Below are 16,272 nucleotides of genomic sequence, written 5' to 3' on the forward strand. Positions count from 1 at the left end.
GTGAGGGGCGGGGCGAGCCACCAGCTCCGGACCACGGCCGGCCCGGAGCTGCTGGAGCCCGTGCACGCGCTCCTGGCCCGGTTGTGGGCCGACGAGCCGGACGTGGGGACGCGGGACCGGATCCGCTTCGAGACCGCGGTGGCCGAGGTGGCGGCGAACATCGCCGAGCACGCGGTGGCTGCCGGCGCTGCGCGGGTGTCCCTGCGGCTGTCGAGCAGCCCGCAGCGGCTGCGGGCCGTGTTCGAGGACGACGGCGCGCCGGTCGACCCCAGCGCCCTCGACCGCCCTGCACCCGCGGGAGGAGCCGAGCGCGGCCGGGGGCTGTCGCTGGTCCGTGCCGCGGTGGACGAGGTCCGCTACGAGCGACAGGGGCCGGTCAACCGCTGGGTCCTCGTCCTCGGCCGCTGACCGCCGGGCCCTCAGTCGGCGAAGTCGTCCCCCGGGACCGCGCCCGCGGGCGGCAGCGGCTGCCGCACCACCGGCCGGACCCGCCGCGCCGCGGGCAGCCGCTCGGTGTAGCTGGCCGCGTTGCCGCGGATGTGGGCCATGTCCTCGTCGGTGGTCTGCCGCACCACCTTCGCCGGGATGCCGGCGACCAGCGAGCCCGGCGGCACCTGGGTGCCCTGGGTGACGACCGCGCCCGCGGCGACGATCGACCCGGCGCCGATGTGCGCGCCGTTCATGACGACGCTGCCCATGCCGACCAGGACGTCGTCGTCCACCCGGGCGCCGTGCAGCACCACGCGGTGGCCGACGGTCACCCCGCGGCCGACGATGAGCGGGAAGCCCGGATCGGAGTGCAGGGTGCTGCCGTCCTGCACGTTGGAGCCCTCGCCGATCTCGATGACCTCGTGGTCGGCCCGGGCGACCGCGCCGTACCAGATGCTCGACCGCGGCCCCATCGTGACCGCCCCGACGACCACCGCCGTCGGGGCGACGAACGCGTCGTCGTCGATCTTCGGGGAGCCGAACTCCAGTTGCGCGATGTAGTTCTCGGCCACGCCGTCAGCACAGCACAGGAGGGGCCCGGGCGCACCGGTGCGGCGCACGGCAGACTCCTCGGCATGTCCGCGTCCCTGCCGCTGCTGCCCACCTCGATCGTCGGGAGCCTCCCCCAGCCGGACTGGCTGATCGACCGCGACCGGCTCGCCCACCAGTTCCCCCCGCGCGTCCGCGCGAAGGAGCTGTGGCGGGTGGCCCCGGAGTTCCTCGCGGAGGCGCAGGACGACGCCACGCTCCTGGCCATCCGGTCGCAGGAGGAGGCGGGGCTGGACATCCTCACCGACGGCGAGATCCGCCGGGAGTCCTACTCCAACCACTTCGCCACCGCGCTCGACGGGCTCGACCTCGACAGCCCGGGTCACGTGACGAACCGGTCCGGCAAGCAGATCCCGGTGCCGCGGGTGGTCGGGGACGTCGCCCGCCGGGAGCCGGTGCAGGTCGACGACGTCCGCTTCCTGCGGGCGCACACCGACCGGACGGTCAAGATCACCGTCCCGGGGCCGTTCACCATGGCGCAGCAGGCGCAGAACGACCACTACGCCGACGACCGGGCCCTCGCGCTGGCCTACGCCGACGTCGTCCGCGCCGAGATCGCCGACCTGTTCGCCGCCGGGGCCGACATCGTGCAGATCGACGAGCCGTGGCTGCAGGCGCGCCCCGAGATCGCCCGCCAGTACGGCGCGGAGGCGGTCACGCGGGCCGTGGAAGGCGCTCCCGGGCCGGTCCACCTGCACCTGTGCTTCGGGTACGCCGCGATGGTCTCCGAGCGGCCGGAGGGCTACTCGTTCCTCCCCGAGCTGGCCGACACCCCGGTCGACACCGTCTCGGTGGAGACCGCCCAGTCGCACCTCGACCCGGCCCAGCTGCGGCCGCTGCGGGGCAAGGGCATCGCCCTCGGCGTCCTCGACCTGTCCACGCCGGAGGTGGAGACCCCCGAGGTCGTGGCCGACCGGGTCCGCCGCGCCCTGGACGACGTCGACGTCTCGCGGCTGGTGCTCACCAGCGACTGCGGCCTGAAGTACCTGCCGCGGGCGTCGGCCGCGGGCAAGATGCGCTCCCTCGCCCTCGCCGCCGAGGCGCTGCGCGCCGAGGTCTGAGCCGGACGCGGCGGGCCCCGTGCAGGGGCCCGCCGCGAGCCTGGTGACGTACTGGAACGGCTCCCCTACCAGGGCCCCGCCTGGGGGTGCGGAGGGTGGGGGGAGGCGGGTCCTCCTTCAGACCAGCCCGTGGGCGTGGACGGCCTCGGCGACCTGGAGGAAGCCGGCCACGTTGGCACCGAGGACCAGGTCGCCGGGCGACCCGTACTCCTCTGCGGTGGCGTGGCAGCGGGCGTGGATGTCCCGCATGATCTCCTCCAGCCGGGCCTCGGTGTGCTCGAAGGTCCAGCGGTCGCGCGACGCGTTCTGCTGCATCTCCAGCGCCGAGGTCGCCACCCCGCCGGCGTTGGCGGCCTTGCCCGGGGCGAAGGCGGTCCCGGCGTCCCGGAACACGCGCACCGCCTCGGGGGTCGTGGGCATGTTGGCGCCCTCCACCACGTACCGGCAGCCGTTGCGGACGAGGACGGCGGCGGCATCGCCGTCCAGCTCGTTCTGCGTGGCGCTCGGGATCGCGACGTCACAGGGGACGTCCCAGACGCTGCCCCCGGACACGTACTCGGCCGACGGCACGCGGTCGGCGTAGTCGGCCACCCGGCCCCGCTCGACCTCCTTGACCTGCTTGAGGACGTCGAGGTCGAGCCCCTTCTCGTCGACGACGTAGCCGGCGGAGTCGGAACAGGCCACCACCGTGCCGCCGCGCTGGTGGACCTTCTCGATGCCGTAGACGGCGACGTTGCCCGAGCCGCTGACGACCACGCGCTTGCCGTCGAACGACTCCCCGGCCGCCGCCATCATCGCCTCGGCGAAGAAGGCCGCTCCGTAGCCGGTGGCCTCGGTGCGGACCAGCGCGCCGCCCCAGCCCAGCCCCTTGCCGGTGATGACGCCGGACTCGTAGCGGTTGGTGATCCGCTTGTACTGGCCGAAGAGGTACCCGATCTCCCGCGTGCCCACCCCGATGTCCCCGGCCGGGACGTCGGTGTACTCGCCGAGGTGGCGGTAGAGCTCGGTCATGAACGACTGGCAGAAGCGCATGACCTCGGCGTCCGAGCGGCCCTTGGGGTCGAAGTCGGAGCCGCCCTTGCCGCCGCCGATGGGCATGCCCGTCAGCGCGTTCTTGAACACCTGCTCGAAGCCGAGGAACTTGACGATCCCCAGGTTGACCGAGGGGTGGAAGCGCAGGCCGCCCTTGTAGGGGCCGAGCGCGGAGTTGAACTCGACGCGGAAACCCCGGTTGATGTGCACCTCGCCGCGGTCGTCCTGCCACGGCACGCGGAAGATGACCTGCCGCTCCGGCTCGCAGATGCGCTGGACGGTCTTCATCTCGGTGTACTCGGTGTGCCGGTCGAGCACGACGGCGAGGGACTCGAGGACCTCCCGCACCGCCTGCAGGAACTCCGTCTCCCCGCGGTTGCGCCGCAGCACCTCGTCGTAGATGCCCTGCACCGTCGCAGGAACCTCGCCGCTCATCCCGGCACCTCCTCTGTGCACGCCGATCACCGAACGCTACGGAACCGGATCGACTGCCCTGGACGGCGGGGGCCCGGGGCGGCACCATGCCCGCCGTGACGCTGCCGACCGACCTGCCGGTGCTGCGCTTCCCCGACCAGGCGGCGCTGGAGGAGTGGCTGGAGGCCGAGCACGCCACCGCCCCGGGCCTCTACGTGCAGCTGGCCAAGAAGGGCACCGGGGTGCCGTCGGTGACCTACGCGGAGCTCGTGGAGAGCTGCCTGTGCTTCGGCTGGATCGACGGGAGGTCGCAGCGGCTCGACGACACGTCCTACCTGCAGCGGATCACCCCGCGCCGGCCGCGCAGCATCTGGTCGCAGAAGAACGTGGCGGCGGTGGAGGCCCTGACCGCGGCCGGCCGGGTGCGCCCGGCAGGCCTGGCCGCGGTCGAGGCGGCGAAGGCCGACGGCCGCTGGGAGCGGGCCTACGCGGGGCCGGCCTCGGCGACGGTGCCCGACGACCTCGCCGCCGCGCTGGCCGCGGAGCCGGCCGCGCGGGCGCAGTTCGACGCGCTCGACGGGCGCAACCGCTACGCCGTCCTCCACCGGGTGGCGACGGCCGCGACGCCGGCCACCCGCGCGAAGCGGATCGGCGCCCTGGTGCAGCTGCTCGCCGAGGGCCGCCGGCTCTACTGACCCAGGATGCGGCGGGCGCCGGAGTAGCCGGCCATGTCGACGCTGGTCACCGCGACCGGCTGGCCGAAGGTGCGCGCGTGGACCATCTTGCCGCCGCCGACGTAGATGCCGACGTGGTAGACGGGCGAGCCGAAGAAGACCAGGTCACCGGGCTGGAGCTGGCTGCGGGAGACCGCCGCCCCCATGCCGGACTGGGCGCGGCTGGAGTGCGGCAGGGAGACCCCCGCCGCCCGGAAGGCGAAGCTGGTCAGCCCGGAGCAGTCGAACCCGTTGGGGCCGGTCCCGCCCCACACGTAGTCGTCGCCGACCTGCGCGAGCGCGGCCTCGAGCACCTCCGCGACCTGCGCGCTCGGCGCGGCGGCCACCACCGACGCGGTGGACGGCGCCGCCAGCGACGGTCCGGCCAGCCGCGTGGTGACCGCGGCCTGCTCGGCGGCGGTCAGGCGGCTGAAGTCGGCCTCGTAGGCGTCCACCCGCGCCTGCACCTCGCCCTGCTGGCGCTCGAGCTCGGCGAGCGCGGCGTTGGCCTGGGCGGCCGCGGCGTCCGCCTCGGCCTGGGCCTGCTCGGCGGCGTCCTGGGCGGCGGCGACCTCGGAGATCAGCCCCTCGGTGTGGGCGGCGATGACGTCGAGCGTGGTCATCTGCTGGACGACGGCGTCCGCCGAGTCCCCGGTGAGGAAGGCCGCCATGCGGGACTGGGTGGTCCCGGCGCTCTGCGCGATCGCGCGCAGCTGAGGCTCGTACGCGGCCAGGGCGGCCTGGGCCCGGGTGGCGTCGGCCGCAGCGTCCTCGGCGGCCCGCTGCTGCTCGGCCACGGTGACCTCGGCCTGGTGGACCTGCTCGTCGAGCACGCTCAGCTGCTGGCCGGTCTCGGCGACCAGCCGCGCCGCCTCGGCGGCGGTCGTGGGCCCGGCGGTCGTGGGCTCGGCGCTCGCGGGAGCCGGGGCGAGGAGCACGACCCCCGCGGCGGGCAGGGAGAGCGCGGCGCCGAGCCAGCGTCGCCTCGTCGTCCGGTCGCGCCGCATCGCCGGCCCCCTCTCGCCGCGCCCCACCCGGGAAGAGGGCGGTGTTCCGTGCGCGTCCGTACGCACCGTAAGGAGGCGTTCGCGGCTCGTCGGGGGCGGCGCGCGGGGGTCGGACCGTGGGTGACGCCTCAGCAGTCACACCGGTCCCAGCGGGCTCCGGCGCCCCGGGGAGGTGCCAGTCCTGTCGGACCCGGGGGCTAACGGCGGCGCGGCGGGGCCGAGCCGGACGGGGTGCGGTCCGGCGCGAGGGGGACCAGCCGGTCGGCGACCGCGCCGGTGACGAAGGAGTAGAGGGCCTTGGCGGCGATGTCGACGGCCTGGTCCTGCCGGGACCAGGTCCACGGCGGCGCGCCGACGCCGGTCGCGTTCTCCAGGGTCTGGTCGGTGGCCAGCCGCACCGAGGTGTGCCAGGCCGAGGCGCGCCAACCGCGCAGGCCGCTGGCCGCCCAGATGCCGCGCAGCGCTCCGACGGCGGCGCCGGTCCCCCAGTGCATGAGGTGGTTGCGCACCGGTGGGCGTGCGGACTCGGGGAGCCGGCGTCGCGTGGTGAGCGCGGTGAGGGTGCGCGCGGGCACGTAGGAGTCCGGCCGGTGCGTGACGGACTGCTCGACCTTCTCGCCGAGGGTCATGGCCGCGGTGCCGGCCAGCCCGGCGAGGGCCCCGCGGAGGGCGGCTCGTCCCAGCATGGGGGCACCCCTACCCGGAGGGCGACCCCCGGCAACCGTGCGGCGGCGACCCCGTGCAGGGACCCGCCGCGAGCCGGCGGGCGGCGGGGAGCGAGGGAGCCCACGTCAGCCGGCGAGGGGCTCCTGGGCGTCGAGGCCGGAGACCATCTCCAGGTCGCGGAGGATGCCGGAGAGCTCGTCGGCGGTCCACGGCTCGCAGCAGTCGCAGCCGCCGTCGCGGTGGCTGACCAGCCCGAGCAGGCCGCGGGCGTGGTCCTCGTCGATGGCGAGGTGCCCGGCCACGGGGTCGCGGTGGCAGGCGCAGCCGGAGGCGCACAGGCCCAGGCCCCAGCCGGACACGACGACCGTGCTCCCGTCGTCCCAGATCTGGCCGACCTGGAACACCGACGGCTTCTGACCCCTGGTCATCGGACTCCCCTCACCTGCCCTGGCCGGGCCTGCGTGCGGCCGGGCGAGCTGTTCCGCTCGGGCCACGTCTCGGTCGTACGGCGACGGGGAAGTCGTGCTGACTCCCCGTTCGCTGCACCCACGGTAGGGGGCCGGACGCGGAGCGTCACGGGAGTCAACTGACAACGATGTGACGAACCGGTTGGCACACCGCCACGGACGGTGGTGTCCACCGGCGCGTCGCGGCGCGGAGTGGAGCGGTCGATGCTCCCGGCGGCGTCAGCTGGCGATGCCTCCCGCGCCGCTTCCGCCCCCGGTCCGCTCCTCCCTCGCTGACACCGGTCGCCTCCGCGGTCGCTCCGCTCCTCGCTCGCTGGCGCTCGCTGCGATGCTCACTCCCGGTCGGCTCCGCGGCGCTCGGTCGATGCTCCCGGCGGCGTCAGCTGGCGGGCGACACGCTGCTCATGTTGAAGTCCGGCACCCGCACCGGCGGCATCGCCGCACGGGTGAACCAGTCGTTCCACTCCCGCGGCAGCGTGCGCTCGGTGCGGCCGGCCTGGGTGATGCGCGCCAGCAGGTCGACCGGGGACTCGTTGAACCGGAAGTTGTTCACCGCGCCGGTCACCTCCCCGCCCTCGACGAGGAAGACGCCGTCACGGGTCAGGCCGGTGAGCAGCAGCGTCTGCGGGTCGACCTCGCGGATGTACCAGAGCGTGGTGAGCAGCAGCCCGCGCTCGGTGGCGGCCACCATCTCCTCCTGGGTCGCGGTCGCCTCCGGGACCTCGAGGACGAGGTTGTCCACCGCGGCGGTGGCCGGCGCGGTGGTCTTGAGAGCCCACGCCCGCGGGCGGATGAGGTTGGTCAGGACACCGTCCCGGATCCAGTCCACCGCGGGCGTGGCCATGCCGTTGTCGAAGACCGAGGCTGCGCCGGAGGAGCCGCTCACCACCTGGAACGGGCAGGCCTCGAGGCCCGGCTCGAACGGGTCGCTGCGCAGGGTCAGGGGCAGCGCCGCGAGGCGCTCGCCGATCCGGTTGCCGCCGCCGGCCCTGGCGTAGACGTTGCGGCCCTCGTCGGCGTCGCGGGCCTCCATCGTCCAGTAGGCGTAGATCATCAGGTCGCTGACCGCGGACGGCGGCAGCAGCGTCTCGTACCGCCCGGCCGGCAGGTCGACCCGGCGACGCGACCAGCCGAGCTTGCGCTCCACCTCCGCGGCCAGCGCCTCCACCGAGACGTCGGTGAAGTCGCGGGTGCCGGTGCCGGCCCACACCGAGCGGCTCATGTCGGCGCTCTTGCCGTTGAGCTCGACGCGGCCGGACGGCTGGTCGTGCCGTAGCCGGAGCCCGGTCGAGGTGCCCAGGTACGTGCTCGCCATGGCGTGCTCGGCGTAGCCGAACAGCAGCTCGTCGCGGCCGCGCGCCTCGCCGAAGGCCTGCCCCAGCGCGGGGGCGAAGTCGGCGAACACGCCGATCGAGGTCTCGGCGGGGTCGGCGTCCCAGTCCCCCGAACCGGGCGGGGTCTCGGCGACCAGCGGGACGGCGTCCTCGGCCGGGCCCGCGTCGCGGGCGGCCTGCTCGCTCGCCGCGACGAGCTCCTCGACGTCCGGGTTGCCGGTGCGCGCGACGGTGCCGGCCGCCATGCCTGCACCGCCGTCGACGAAGGAGACGACGACGACCTGCCGCGAGCGCATGGACCCGTTCGTGGTCAGGCTGTTGCCCGCCCAGCGGAGGTTGGCCTGTGAGCTCTCCACCACGAAGGCGACCTGCCCGTCGGCGGTGGAGGCGGCCAGCGCCTTCTCGACGACGTCCTGCGGTGTCGGGTAGCTCATCGGCCGGCCTCCTGCACCGTGTTGAGGATGTTGACGTTCTCGAACAGGGCGACCGGGCAGCCGTGGCTCACCGGGGCCACCTGACCGGGCTGGCCCTTGCCGCAGTTGAGGGCACCGCCGAGCACGTAGGTCTGCGGGCCGCCGACCACGGCCATCGACCCCCAGAAGTCGGTCGTCGTCGCCTGGTAGGCCACGTCGCGGAGCTGCCCGGCGAGGCGCCCGTTCTCGATCTTGTAGAAGCGCTGGCCGGTGAACTGGAAGTTGTACCGCTGCATGTCGATCGACCAGCTCTTGTCACCGACGACGTAGATGCCGCGCTCGACGCCGGCGACGACCTCCTCGGTGGAGGGGCCCCCGGGCGCCGGTTGCAGCGAGACGTTGGCCATCCGCTGGATCGGCACGTGCTGGGAGGAGTCGGCGAAGGCGCAGCCGTTGGACCGCGGCAGGCCCCGCAGGCGCGCCATGTTCCGGTCGACCTGGTAGCCGACCAGCACGCCGTCCCGGACGACGTCCCAGCGCTGGCCGGCGACGCCCTCGTCGTCCCACCCGACCGTGGACAGCCCGTGCGGCGCGGTCCGGTCGCCGGTGACGTGCATGAGCGGTGAGCCGTACTGCAGCGTGCCGAGCTTGTCGACCGTGGCGAAGGAGGTCCCGGCGTAGGCGGCCTCGTAGCCGAGTGCCCGGTCCAGCTCGGTGGCGTGGCCGATCGACTCGTGGATGGTCAGCCACAGGTTCGAGGGGTCGACCACCAGGTCGTAGCGGCCGGCCTGCACCGACGGGGCCTTGGTCTTCTCCCGCAGCAGCTCGGGGATCTCGGCCAGCTCGCCGCGCCAGTCCCAGCCGGTGCCGGTCAGGTACTCCCACCCCCGCCCGACCGGCGGCGCCAGGGTGCGCATGCTCTCGAAGGCACCGGTGGTGCGGTCGACGGTGAGCGCGGTGAGGTCGGCCTGCAGGCGCACCCGCTGCTGCCGCGTGCGGGTGCCGGCCGTGTCGGCGTAGTACTTCTGCTCCTTGACCACCGTGCAGCCGGTCTGCACGTGCTCGACCCCGTCGGCGGCCAGCAGCTGCTCGGACAGCTCGGTGAGCAGCCCGGTCTTCTCGGCGTCGGGCACCGCGAACGGGTCGACGTCGTAGTCGGAGACGTAGACGGCGTCGGCGTACACCGGCTCGGGGGCGAGCTCCACGCGGTCGCTGTTCACCGCGGCGGACACCTGCGCCACCGCGACGGCCTCCTCGGCCAGCCGCACGGCCTCCGCGGCGGTGAGGACGACGCCGGCGGCGAAGCCCCAGGTCCCCTCGTGGACCACGCGCACGGCGAGCCCGAGGTCCTCGCCGTCGGCCAGGGCCTCCAGGCGGGCGTCGCGGAGACTGATGCTCTGGGTGCGGATCCGCTCCACCCGCAGGTCGGCGTGCTCGCAGCCGAGGTCGAGCGCGCGGGTGAGCGCCGCGTCGGTCAGCGCGGAGAGCGGGAGGGCGAGGAAGGACGCGTCCACGTCGCGGGAGGCAGCCACCCGCCCTGTCTACCAGCCGGGCGGGACGCACTCCCCCGGGCGACCGGCCGCCGCGGCGCTCACCGACTCCCGCGCACGCGTGGCGATCGGCCCCGGATGGCCACGAGTGCGCAGGTCTCGCGGCAGCGTCCCCGGGCGGCGCGATAGGTCCCGGCACCGGCCGGGTAGTCGCCCGGCATGGCCGTCGACCAGCCCGCTCCCGCCGACGTCACGCTCACCTTCGGCGGGAACGCCACCACCCTGCTGCGCATCGGCGGGTTCACCCTGCTCACCGACCCCAACTTCCTGCACCGCGGGCAGCGCGCCTACCTCGGCAAGGGGCTGTGGACCAAGCGGCTCACCGAGCCGGCGCTGCTGCCCACCCAACTGCCCGCGCTGGACGCGATCCTCCTGTCGCACCTGCACGCCGACCACTGGGACCGCATCGCCACCCGCACCCTCGACAAGGACACGCCGGTGGTCACCACGCAGGCGGCGGCCAAGGCCCTGGACCGCCGCGGCTTCCGGGAGACCCTCGACCTGGAGCCCTGGCAGCGACACGAGCTCACCGCGGACGGCGAGGCGCTGCGGATCACCTCCGTCCCCGGCGTCCACGGCCCCGGCCCGCTGGCGAAGGTGCTGCCGCCGGTGATGGGCAGCGTGCTGGAGCTGGTCCGCGGCGGTGAGGTGAGCTGGCGCGGCTACATCAGCGGCGACACCCTCTACCGCCCGTGGCTCGGCGAGGTGCTGCAGCGCTGCGGCCCGCTCGACGTCCTCATCCCGCACCTCGGCGGCACCAGGGCACTCGGCGTCACCGTCACCATGGACGGCCGCCAGGGCGCCGACCTCGTCGAGCTGCTCAAGCCGCCGGTCACCGTGCCGGTCCACTACGACGACTACGACCGGTTCACCTCGCCCCTGGGGGACTTCGTCCGGGAGGTCGCCGCGCGGCGCGTGCCGGGTGAGCTCCGCCCCGTGGTGCGCGGCGAGACCATCAGCCTGCGCCCCTGAGCGGAGGGGATCCGTCCGCCTGACCGTGCCGATCCCCTCCGCTCAGCGGGCGGGCAGCGACCAGCCGGCCCGCACCGATCGGCCGGCGCGCTCGGGGTCGTCCCCGGCGGCGACGCACAGGGCGGCGACCATGGCCGGTGCGTGCGCGTCCAGCGCCTCGGGCGGCAGCGGGCCGGTGAGCACCAGCATGGCCAGCCCGTGCCCGGCCGCCCAGACCCGCGTCGCGACGGCCTCGGGGTCGCTGTCGGCCGCGAACCGCCCCTCGCGGCGGGCCCGCGCCGCGCTCTCCACGAGCGTCTGGAAGGAGGCGTCCGCGGCCGCCGGGTCCTCGAGGTCGGCCGCGGCGTCGAACATCGCGCGGTAGAGGGCCGGGCCGGCCAGGGCGTTGGCGACGTAGGCCGCTCCGAGCGCGGCGAGGTCCCGGACCGGGTCCTCGGTCGCGGGCACGGTCGCCAGCCGGGCGGCCAGCCGGGTGAAGCCCTCCTGGCGCACCGCCCGCCACAGCCCGGGCATCCCGCCGAAGTGCGTGTAGACGGCCATCGTCGACGCACCGGTGCCCTCCACCAGCGCCCGCAGGGTCACCGGCTCGCGACGGGCCAGCATCTCCGCCGCCCGGTCGACGAGGGCGGCGCGGACGGCGGGGGAAGCGGTACGCGGCACTTGCCCAGGATGCCATGACAGCGCTATACATAGCAGCGTCATGGAACGATGGAGGAGGACGGGATGAGCGTCGAACTGATCGACCCCGCGGGCCTGCTGGCCCCGCAGATGTACCGCCACGTGGCCGTGGCGTCGGGGAGCCGGACGGTCCACCTGTCGGGGCAGGTGGCGCGGGACGCCGAGGGGCGCCCGGTCGGGGCCGGGGACCTCGCCGCACAGGTGGAGCAGGCGTACCGGAACGTCGCCACCGCCCTCGCCGCGGTCGGCGCCACCTTCGACGACGTCGCGAAGCTGACCGTGTACGTCGTCGACTGGTCGCCCGAGAAGCTCGCCGACCTCGGCGCCGGCGTCGGCCGGGCCGCCGACGTCATCCAGGGCGACCCCGTGCGCCCGACCACCCTGCTGGGCGTGGCCGCACTCGGCGAGCCCGACCTGCTGGTGGAGGTGGAGGCGGTCGCCGTCCTCGACTGACCGGTCCGGGCTGGCCGGCCGGGCTCAGGCGGTCGCCAGCCGCCGCGCGCGCTCGGCGACGTCGGCCCGCAGCGCCTCGGCGTCGACCGTCGTGCAGACGCCGTCGCGCACCACCTGCCGGCCGCCCACCCACGTGTCCCGCACCAGCCGGGAGACGCCGGACCACACCAGGTGGGTGAGCACGTCGGGCGGGCTGAGCACGGGCTCGAAGAGCAGGTCGGTCGTGTCGACGTGCACCAGGTCCGCGCGCCGGCCGGGCGCCAGCTGCCCCAGGTCGGGCCGGCCGATCGCGTCGGCGGCGCCGCCGGTGGCCAGCCAGAACGCCTCGGCCGCGGTCAGCGCCGTCGCCGAGGACCCGCGCAGCCGGGCCAGCTGCGCGGCCAGCCGGACGTCGGAGAGCAGGTCCAGCCCGTCGTTGGACGCCGGCCCGTCGGTGCCCAGCCCGACCCGGATGCCGCGGTCGAGCATCGCCCGCACCGGCGCGATCCCGCTGGCCAGCTTGGCGTTGCTGGCCGGGCAGTGGGCGACCGCGACGTCGTACTCGCGCCACAGCTCCAGGTCGCCGTCGTCGAGGTGCACGCAGTGCGCGGCGAGCACCCGGCCGCCGAGGACGTCGTGGGCGGCCAGCAGCGCCGGGACCGACAGCCCGTGGGTGGCCAGCAGGTCGGCGTCCTCGGCGACGGTCTCGGCGACGTGCAGGTGCAGGAGCAGCCCGTGCTCCCGGGCGGCCGCCGCGGCGTCCCGGAGCAGCGGCAGGGGCAGCGTGTAGGCCGCGTGCGGGCCGATCCCGTACTCGACCGTGCCGTCGCCGGGTGCGCGACCGGCCAGGGCGACGGCGTTGCGCAGCTGCTCGGCCAGCGGCGGCATCCCCGGCAGCGGGATCAGCGGGGTGGCGACGATCGCCCTGGCGCCGGTGCGGCCGACGGCGGCGGCGATCCGCTCGGGGGAGAAGTACATCTCGACGCTGGTGGTGACCCCGCCGCGCAGCATCTCCGCCGACGCGGCCTCCATCGCGACCTCGACGTCCTCGGGGGTCAGCCGGGCCTCCCGCGGCCAGATCACCTCGCGCAGCCAGCGCTCCAGCGGCAGCCCCTCCGCCTGCCCGCGGAAGAGCACCATCGGCGCGTGCGAGTGGGTGTTGACCAGCCCCGGCGTCAGCACCCCGGGGAGGGCGACGACCTCGGCGTCCCCGGCGGGCGGTGCGTCGGCGGCCGGGCCCACCCAGCCGATCTCGCCGTCCTCGACGTCGACCACGGCGTCGAGGACGACCGTGCCGACGCGGTCCCCCACGACGACGGCCCGGGCGGTGAAGCGCTGCCGCATGGACGGCGAACCTACCCCCGCCGCCTCCGGGTCCCGTCCGGACCGCGCCGTTACCGTGGAGCGCATGTCGTTCCTCGCCGCCGCCGCGTCCGACGAAGGCGGGATCACCGGCTTCCTGCTCGACATGGTCGAGAAGCTCGGCCCGATCGGCGTGGGGCTGTCCATCCTGCTCGAGACGGTCGTGCCGCCCATCCCGAGCGAGGCCGTGCTCGGCGCGGCCGGCGTGCTGATCAACGACGGCCGGATGGACGTCGTCCCGGTGGTCCTCTGCGCCACCGTGGGGTCGGTCCTCGGCGCCATCTTCTTCTACTACGTCGGCCGGGCGCTGGGCCCCCGCCGCTCGCACGCGTTCCTCGACCGGCTGCCGCTCGTGGAGACCGAGGACGTCGACCGCACCTTCGCGTGGTTCGAGCGGCACGGCCGGTCCGCGGTGTTCTTCGGCCGGATGGTGCCGATCGTGCGCAGCTTCATCTCCGTGCCCGCCGGCGTGGTGCGGATGCCCTTCGGCCAGTTCCTCCTCTTCTCCGCCGCCGGCAGCCTGATCTGGAACAGCGTGCTCATCGGGCTGGGCGTGGCGGCCGGCGACTTCGTGCAGGCCAACCTCAAGTACCTGGACTACGCGGTCGTCGCGGTGGTCGTGCTCGGCCTGGCCTGGCTGGTCTACAAGCGGGCCAAGGACGTGCGCCGGCACCGGCGGCAGCGGGCAGCCTCCCGCGACAGTGACGTCGACGGCGCCGGCCGGCCCGTCGCGTGAGCGCCGTCCGCCCCGAGGTCGTCGCGTTCGACGTCAACGAGACGCTGCTGGACCTCGCTCCCGTGCAGGCCACGCTGGTCGAGCACGACCAGCCCGCCGACCTGCTGCCCGCCGTGTTCACCCGGACCCTGCTCACCGGCTTCGCGACGGCCGCGGCCGGTACCTGGATCCGCTTCCGGGAGGCCTTCGACGCTGCCCTCGCCCAGGCGACCCCGCTGTCGGCCGCCGACCGGTCCCGGGTCGCCGACGCCTTCCTGGAGCTGGCCCCGCACCCCGACGTCGAGCCCGCGCTGCGCCGGCTCGCGCAGGCCGGGGTCCGGGTGGTGACGCTGACGCACGGCGCCCCGGGGGTCGCCGAGGCCGGGCTGGAGCGCGGCGGCGTGACCCCGCTGGTGGAGCGGTCGCTGTCCAGCGAGGCGATCCGCGCGTGGAAGCCGGCCCGCGAGGTCTACCTGTGGGCCGCCGGCGTCTGCGACGTCGCCCCGGAGCGGATGGCGCTGGTCGCCGCCCACGGCTGGGACGTGCACGGCGCGCTGCGGGCCGGCCTCACCGGCGCCTGGTTCCCGCGCGGCGAGCGCAGCTACCCCGCCGTGTACGACCCGGCCGCGCTCGTGGCCGGCGACCTGGCCGGCGCCGTCGACGCGCTGCTGGCCCTGCCTGACGCGTGACCGAGTTCGCCACCCCGCTGGGCCCGGCCCGGGTCACCGCCACGGAGCCGCCCGTCGAGGTCCGCGGCACGCTGGTCCTCGGGCACGGCGCCGGCGGGGGGATCGGGTCGGCCGACCTGGTGGCGGTCACCACGGCGGCGGCCGCGGCCGGCTGGCGGGTGCTGCGGGTCGAGCAGCCGTGGCGGGTGGCCGGCAAGCGGATCGCCCCGGCCCCGCCGCGGCTGGACGTCGGGTGGGCGGCGGTGCTCGACGGCCTGCGGGACGCCGGCCGGCTGAGCGGCCCCCTGGTGCTGGGCGGGCGCAGCGCGGGCGCGCGGGTGGCGTGCCGCTCGGCGGCGGAGCAGGGCGCGGCCGCGGTCCTCTGCCTGGCCTTCCCGCTGCACCCGCCGGGCCGGCCGGACCGCAGCCGCGCGGCCGAGCTCACCGGGGTGCCGGTCCCGCTGGTGGTGGTGCAGGGCGAGACCGACGCCCACGGCCGCCCGGAGGAGCTCGCCGCCGTCCTGGCCGGTCAGCCCGGCGCCTCGCTCTACGGCGTTCCGGGCGACCACGCGCTCGCGGCGAACCCCGACGTCGTGGCCGCGGCGGCGATGGACGGGCTCGCGGTGGTCGGCGAGCCCGTCCGGTGACCCGCCGGACCCGTGCCGCGGGGGCACGGGTCCGGCGGGAGCGGCCTCAGCGCCGGCGGCGCCGCCGGACGACGAGGCTGACCAGCAGCAGCACCGCGGCGACCACGCCGAGCGGCTTGGCGTAGCGGGTCAGCGCCGCACCCCCGGCGACCTCGAGCAGGTCGATCGGCTCGGGCTCGGCCGCCGCGACCGGCCGGGCCGGGGTGCTGGCGGGGGTCGCCGCCGGGCCGGCCGGGGTGGTCGTGGTCGCGGTCGTGGGGGTCGCCGCCGTCGTCGGGGCGGTGACCGGAGCCGCGGCGCCCGGAGCGGCGGTGGCCGGCTGCGCCGGGGTGGAGGCCGGCGTCGCGGCCGGGCCGGCCGGGGTCGTGATCGGCTGGGTGGCCGTCACCGACGGGGCGGTGTCGGACGCGGCCGGGGCCGTGTCGCCGGCGGCGGGAGCCGTGGCGCCGGCCTTGTCCGCGGCGGCCGCGGCGGTCTTCTTCGCCGCCGTCGCCGCCTTGCGGGCCGCCGTGGCCGCGGCGCCGTCACCCGGCACCTGCTCCGCGGAGGCGGCGACCTCCTCGGCCACGCCGGCCGCCGTCGCGGCCGCACCGGCCGCCGGCGGGGTCGCGGCAGCCGCGGGCGGGGTGGCAGCGGCCCCCTCGTCGCCCGCGGAGAGCTGGGCGGCGAGCTTGTCGGCGAACTGGCCGAGCAGCTTGTTGCCGACGTCGGTCATCACGCCCCGGCCGAACTGGGCCGGCCGGCCGGTGATGTTCAGGTCGGTGAGGACGTCGACCCGCGTGGTGTCGCCCTCGGCCTTCAGCTGGGCGGTGATGAGCGCGGCCGCGGTGCCGTTGCCGCGCTGGTCCTTGCCGCGGCCGTCGATGACCGCCCGGTGCGCGGCCTCGTCCTTCTCCACGAAGGACGCCTTGCCCTGGTAGGTGAGGTTGATCGGGCCGAGCTTGACCTTCACCCGGCCGGTGAAGTCGTCGCCCGACACCGAGTCCAGGGCGGCGCCGGGCATGCACGGCGCGATCCGCTCGATGTCCAGCAGCACCCGCCAGGCCTCGTCGATGGGCACGGGGACGGTGAACGAGTTCTCCAACTGCACGATGCGACCTCCT

General features: G+C 75.6%; 18 protein-coding genes. 8 read left to right on the forward strand and 10 right to left on the reverse strand.

The annotated features are described in order from the left end of the window. Window positions 1-408, forward strand: a complete 408-nt coding sequence (locus ACI79I_RS16190) for an ATP-binding protein (protein WP_456993341.1) — start codon at window positions 1-3, stop codon at window positions 406-408. A gap of 11 nt (window positions 409-419) precedes the next feature. On the opposite strand, the gene ACI79I_RS16195 is transcribed toward ACI79I_RS16190, so the two are convergent. Next, window positions 420-1,049, reverse strand: coding sequence for a gamma carbonic anhydrase family protein (locus tag ACI79I_RS16195; protein ID WP_456993342.1), 630 nt, complete (start codon window positions 1,047-1,049; stop codon window positions 420-422). Window positions 1,050-1,064: 15 nt separating this feature from the next. On the opposite strand from ACI79I_RS16195, the gene ACI79I_RS16200 reads away from it, so the two are divergent. After that, window positions 1,065-2,099, forward strand: a complete 1,035-nt coding sequence (locus ACI79I_RS16200; RefSeq protein ID WP_456993343.1) for a uroporphyrinogen decarboxylase family protein — start codon at window positions 1,065-1,067, stop codon at window positions 2,097-2,099. A gap of 117 nt (window positions 2,100-2,216) precedes the next feature. On the opposite strand, the gene gdhA is transcribed toward ACI79I_RS16200, so the two are convergent. Next, complete coding sequence (gene gdhA, locus ACI79I_RS16205; protein ID WP_456993344.1) at window positions 2,217-3,566, reverse strand: NADP-specific glutamate dehydrogenase; 1,350 nt, start codon at window positions 3,564-3,566, stop codon at window positions 2,217-2,219. Window positions 3,567-3,661: 95 nt separating this feature from the next. Between gdhA and ACI79I_RS16210 the strand changes: the two genes are divergently transcribed. After that, entirely contained in the window at window positions 3,662-4,240 is a 579-nt protein-coding gene (locus tag ACI79I_RS16210; RefSeq protein ID WP_456993345.1) for a YdeI/OmpD-associated family protein, read from the forward strand. On the opposite strand, the gene ACI79I_RS16215 is transcribed toward ACI79I_RS16210, so the two are convergent. The 5 genes from ACI79I_RS16215 to ACI79I_RS16235 form a co-directional block, all read right to left on the reverse strand. Then, window positions 4,234-5,265, reverse strand: coding sequence for a C40 family peptidase (locus ACI79I_RS16215; protein ID WP_456993346.1), 1,032 nt, complete (start codon window positions 5,263-5,265; stop codon window positions 4,234-4,236). The genes ACI79I_RS16210 and ACI79I_RS16215 overlap by 7 nt on opposite strands. A 197-nt stretch (window positions 5,266-5,462) precedes the next feature. Beyond that, window positions 5,463-5,951, reverse strand: coding sequence for a hypothetical protein (locus ACI79I_RS16220; protein WP_456945830.1), 489 nt, complete (start codon window positions 5,949-5,951; stop codon window positions 5,463-5,465). 105 nt (window positions 5,952-6,056) lie between these two features. Continuing rightward, window positions 6,057-6,359, reverse strand: a complete 303-nt coding sequence (locus ACI79I_RS16225; RefSeq protein WP_456993347.1) for a hypothetical protein — start codon at window positions 6,357-6,359, stop codon at window positions 6,057-6,059. A gap of 418 nt (window positions 6,360-6,777) precedes the next feature. Then, entirely contained in the window at window positions 6,778-8,166 is a 1,389-nt protein-coding gene (locus tag ACI79I_RS16230) for a metallopeptidase TldD-related protein (RefSeq protein WP_456993348.1), read from the reverse strand. Then, complete coding sequence (locus tag ACI79I_RS16235) at window positions 8,163-9,677, reverse strand: TldD/PmbA family protein (RefSeq protein WP_456993349.1); 1,515 nt, start codon at window positions 9,675-9,677, stop codon at window positions 8,163-8,165. The genes ACI79I_RS16230 and ACI79I_RS16235 overlap by 4 nt, the downstream gene beginning before the upstream one ends. Before the next feature lie 177 nt (window positions 9,678-9,854). Here ACI79I_RS16235 and ACI79I_RS16240 point away from each other — a divergent pair, with 177 nt between their 5' ends. Further along, the gene (locus ACI79I_RS16240) at window positions 9,855-10,667 is read left to right on the forward strand and encodes an MBL fold metallo-hydrolase (protein ID WP_456993350.1); all 813 of its coding nucleotides are present in this window, start codon (window positions 9,855-9,857) and stop codon (window positions 10,665-10,667) included. 42 nt (window positions 10,668-10,709) lie between these two features. On the opposite strand, the gene ACI79I_RS16245 is transcribed toward ACI79I_RS16240, so the two are convergent. Beyond that, a complete protein-coding gene (locus ACI79I_RS16245) occupies window positions 10,710-11,327 on the reverse strand; it encodes a TetR/AcrR family transcriptional regulator (RefSeq protein WP_456993351.1) in 618 nt (205 codons plus the stop codon). 63 nt (window positions 11,328-11,390) lie between these two features. On the opposite strand from ACI79I_RS16245, the gene ACI79I_RS16250 reads away from it, so the two are divergent. Then, entirely contained in the window at window positions 11,391-11,798 is a 408-nt protein-coding gene (locus ACI79I_RS16250) for a RidA family protein (RefSeq protein WP_456993352.1), read from the forward strand. Window positions 11,799-11,822: 24 nt separating this feature from the next. Here the strand turns inward: ACI79I_RS16250 and ACI79I_RS16255 are convergent, their stop codons facing one another. Further along, the gene (locus tag ACI79I_RS16255) at window positions 11,823-13,121 is read right to left on the reverse strand and encodes an amidohydrolase family protein (protein WP_456993353.1); all 1,299 of its coding nucleotides are present in this window, start codon (window positions 13,119-13,121) and stop codon (window positions 11,823-11,825) included. 64 nt (window positions 13,122-13,185) lie between these two features. Between ACI79I_RS16255 and ACI79I_RS16260 the strand changes: the two genes are divergently transcribed. From ACI79I_RS16260 to ACI79I_RS16270, 3 genes are read left to right on the forward strand one after another with little or no spacing between them, the layout of a single operon-like run. Next, a complete protein-coding gene (locus ACI79I_RS16260) occupies window positions 13,186-13,875 on the forward strand; it encodes a DedA family protein (RefSeq protein ID WP_456993354.1) in 690 nt (229 codons plus the stop codon). Then, on the forward strand, window positions 13,872-14,543 hold the full coding sequence (locus tag ACI79I_RS16265) for an HAD-IA family hydrolase (RefSeq protein ID WP_456993355.1): 672 nt from the start codon (window positions 13,872-13,874) through the stop codon (window positions 14,541-14,543). Before ACI79I_RS16260 ends, ACI79I_RS16265 begins: the two co-directional genes overlap by 4 nt. Beyond that, a complete protein-coding gene (locus ACI79I_RS16270) occupies window positions 14,540-15,169 on the forward strand; it encodes an alpha/beta hydrolase family protein (protein WP_456993356.1) in 630 nt (209 codons plus the stop codon). The genes ACI79I_RS16265 and ACI79I_RS16270 overlap by 4 nt, the downstream gene beginning before the upstream one ends. Window positions 15,170-15,215: 46 nt before the next feature. Here ACI79I_RS16270 and ACI79I_RS16275 read toward each other — a convergent pair whose 3' ends face one another. Then, window positions 15,216-16,259: an SRPBCC family protein gene (locus tag ACI79I_RS16275; protein ID WP_456993357.1), complete on the reverse strand. Its 1,044-nt coding sequence runs from the start codon at window positions 16,257-16,259 to the stop codon at window positions 15,216-15,218. Window positions 16,260-16,272: the final 13 nt, after the last annotated feature.

The organism is Geodermatophilus sp. SYSU D01105 (genome assembly GCF_054050095.1).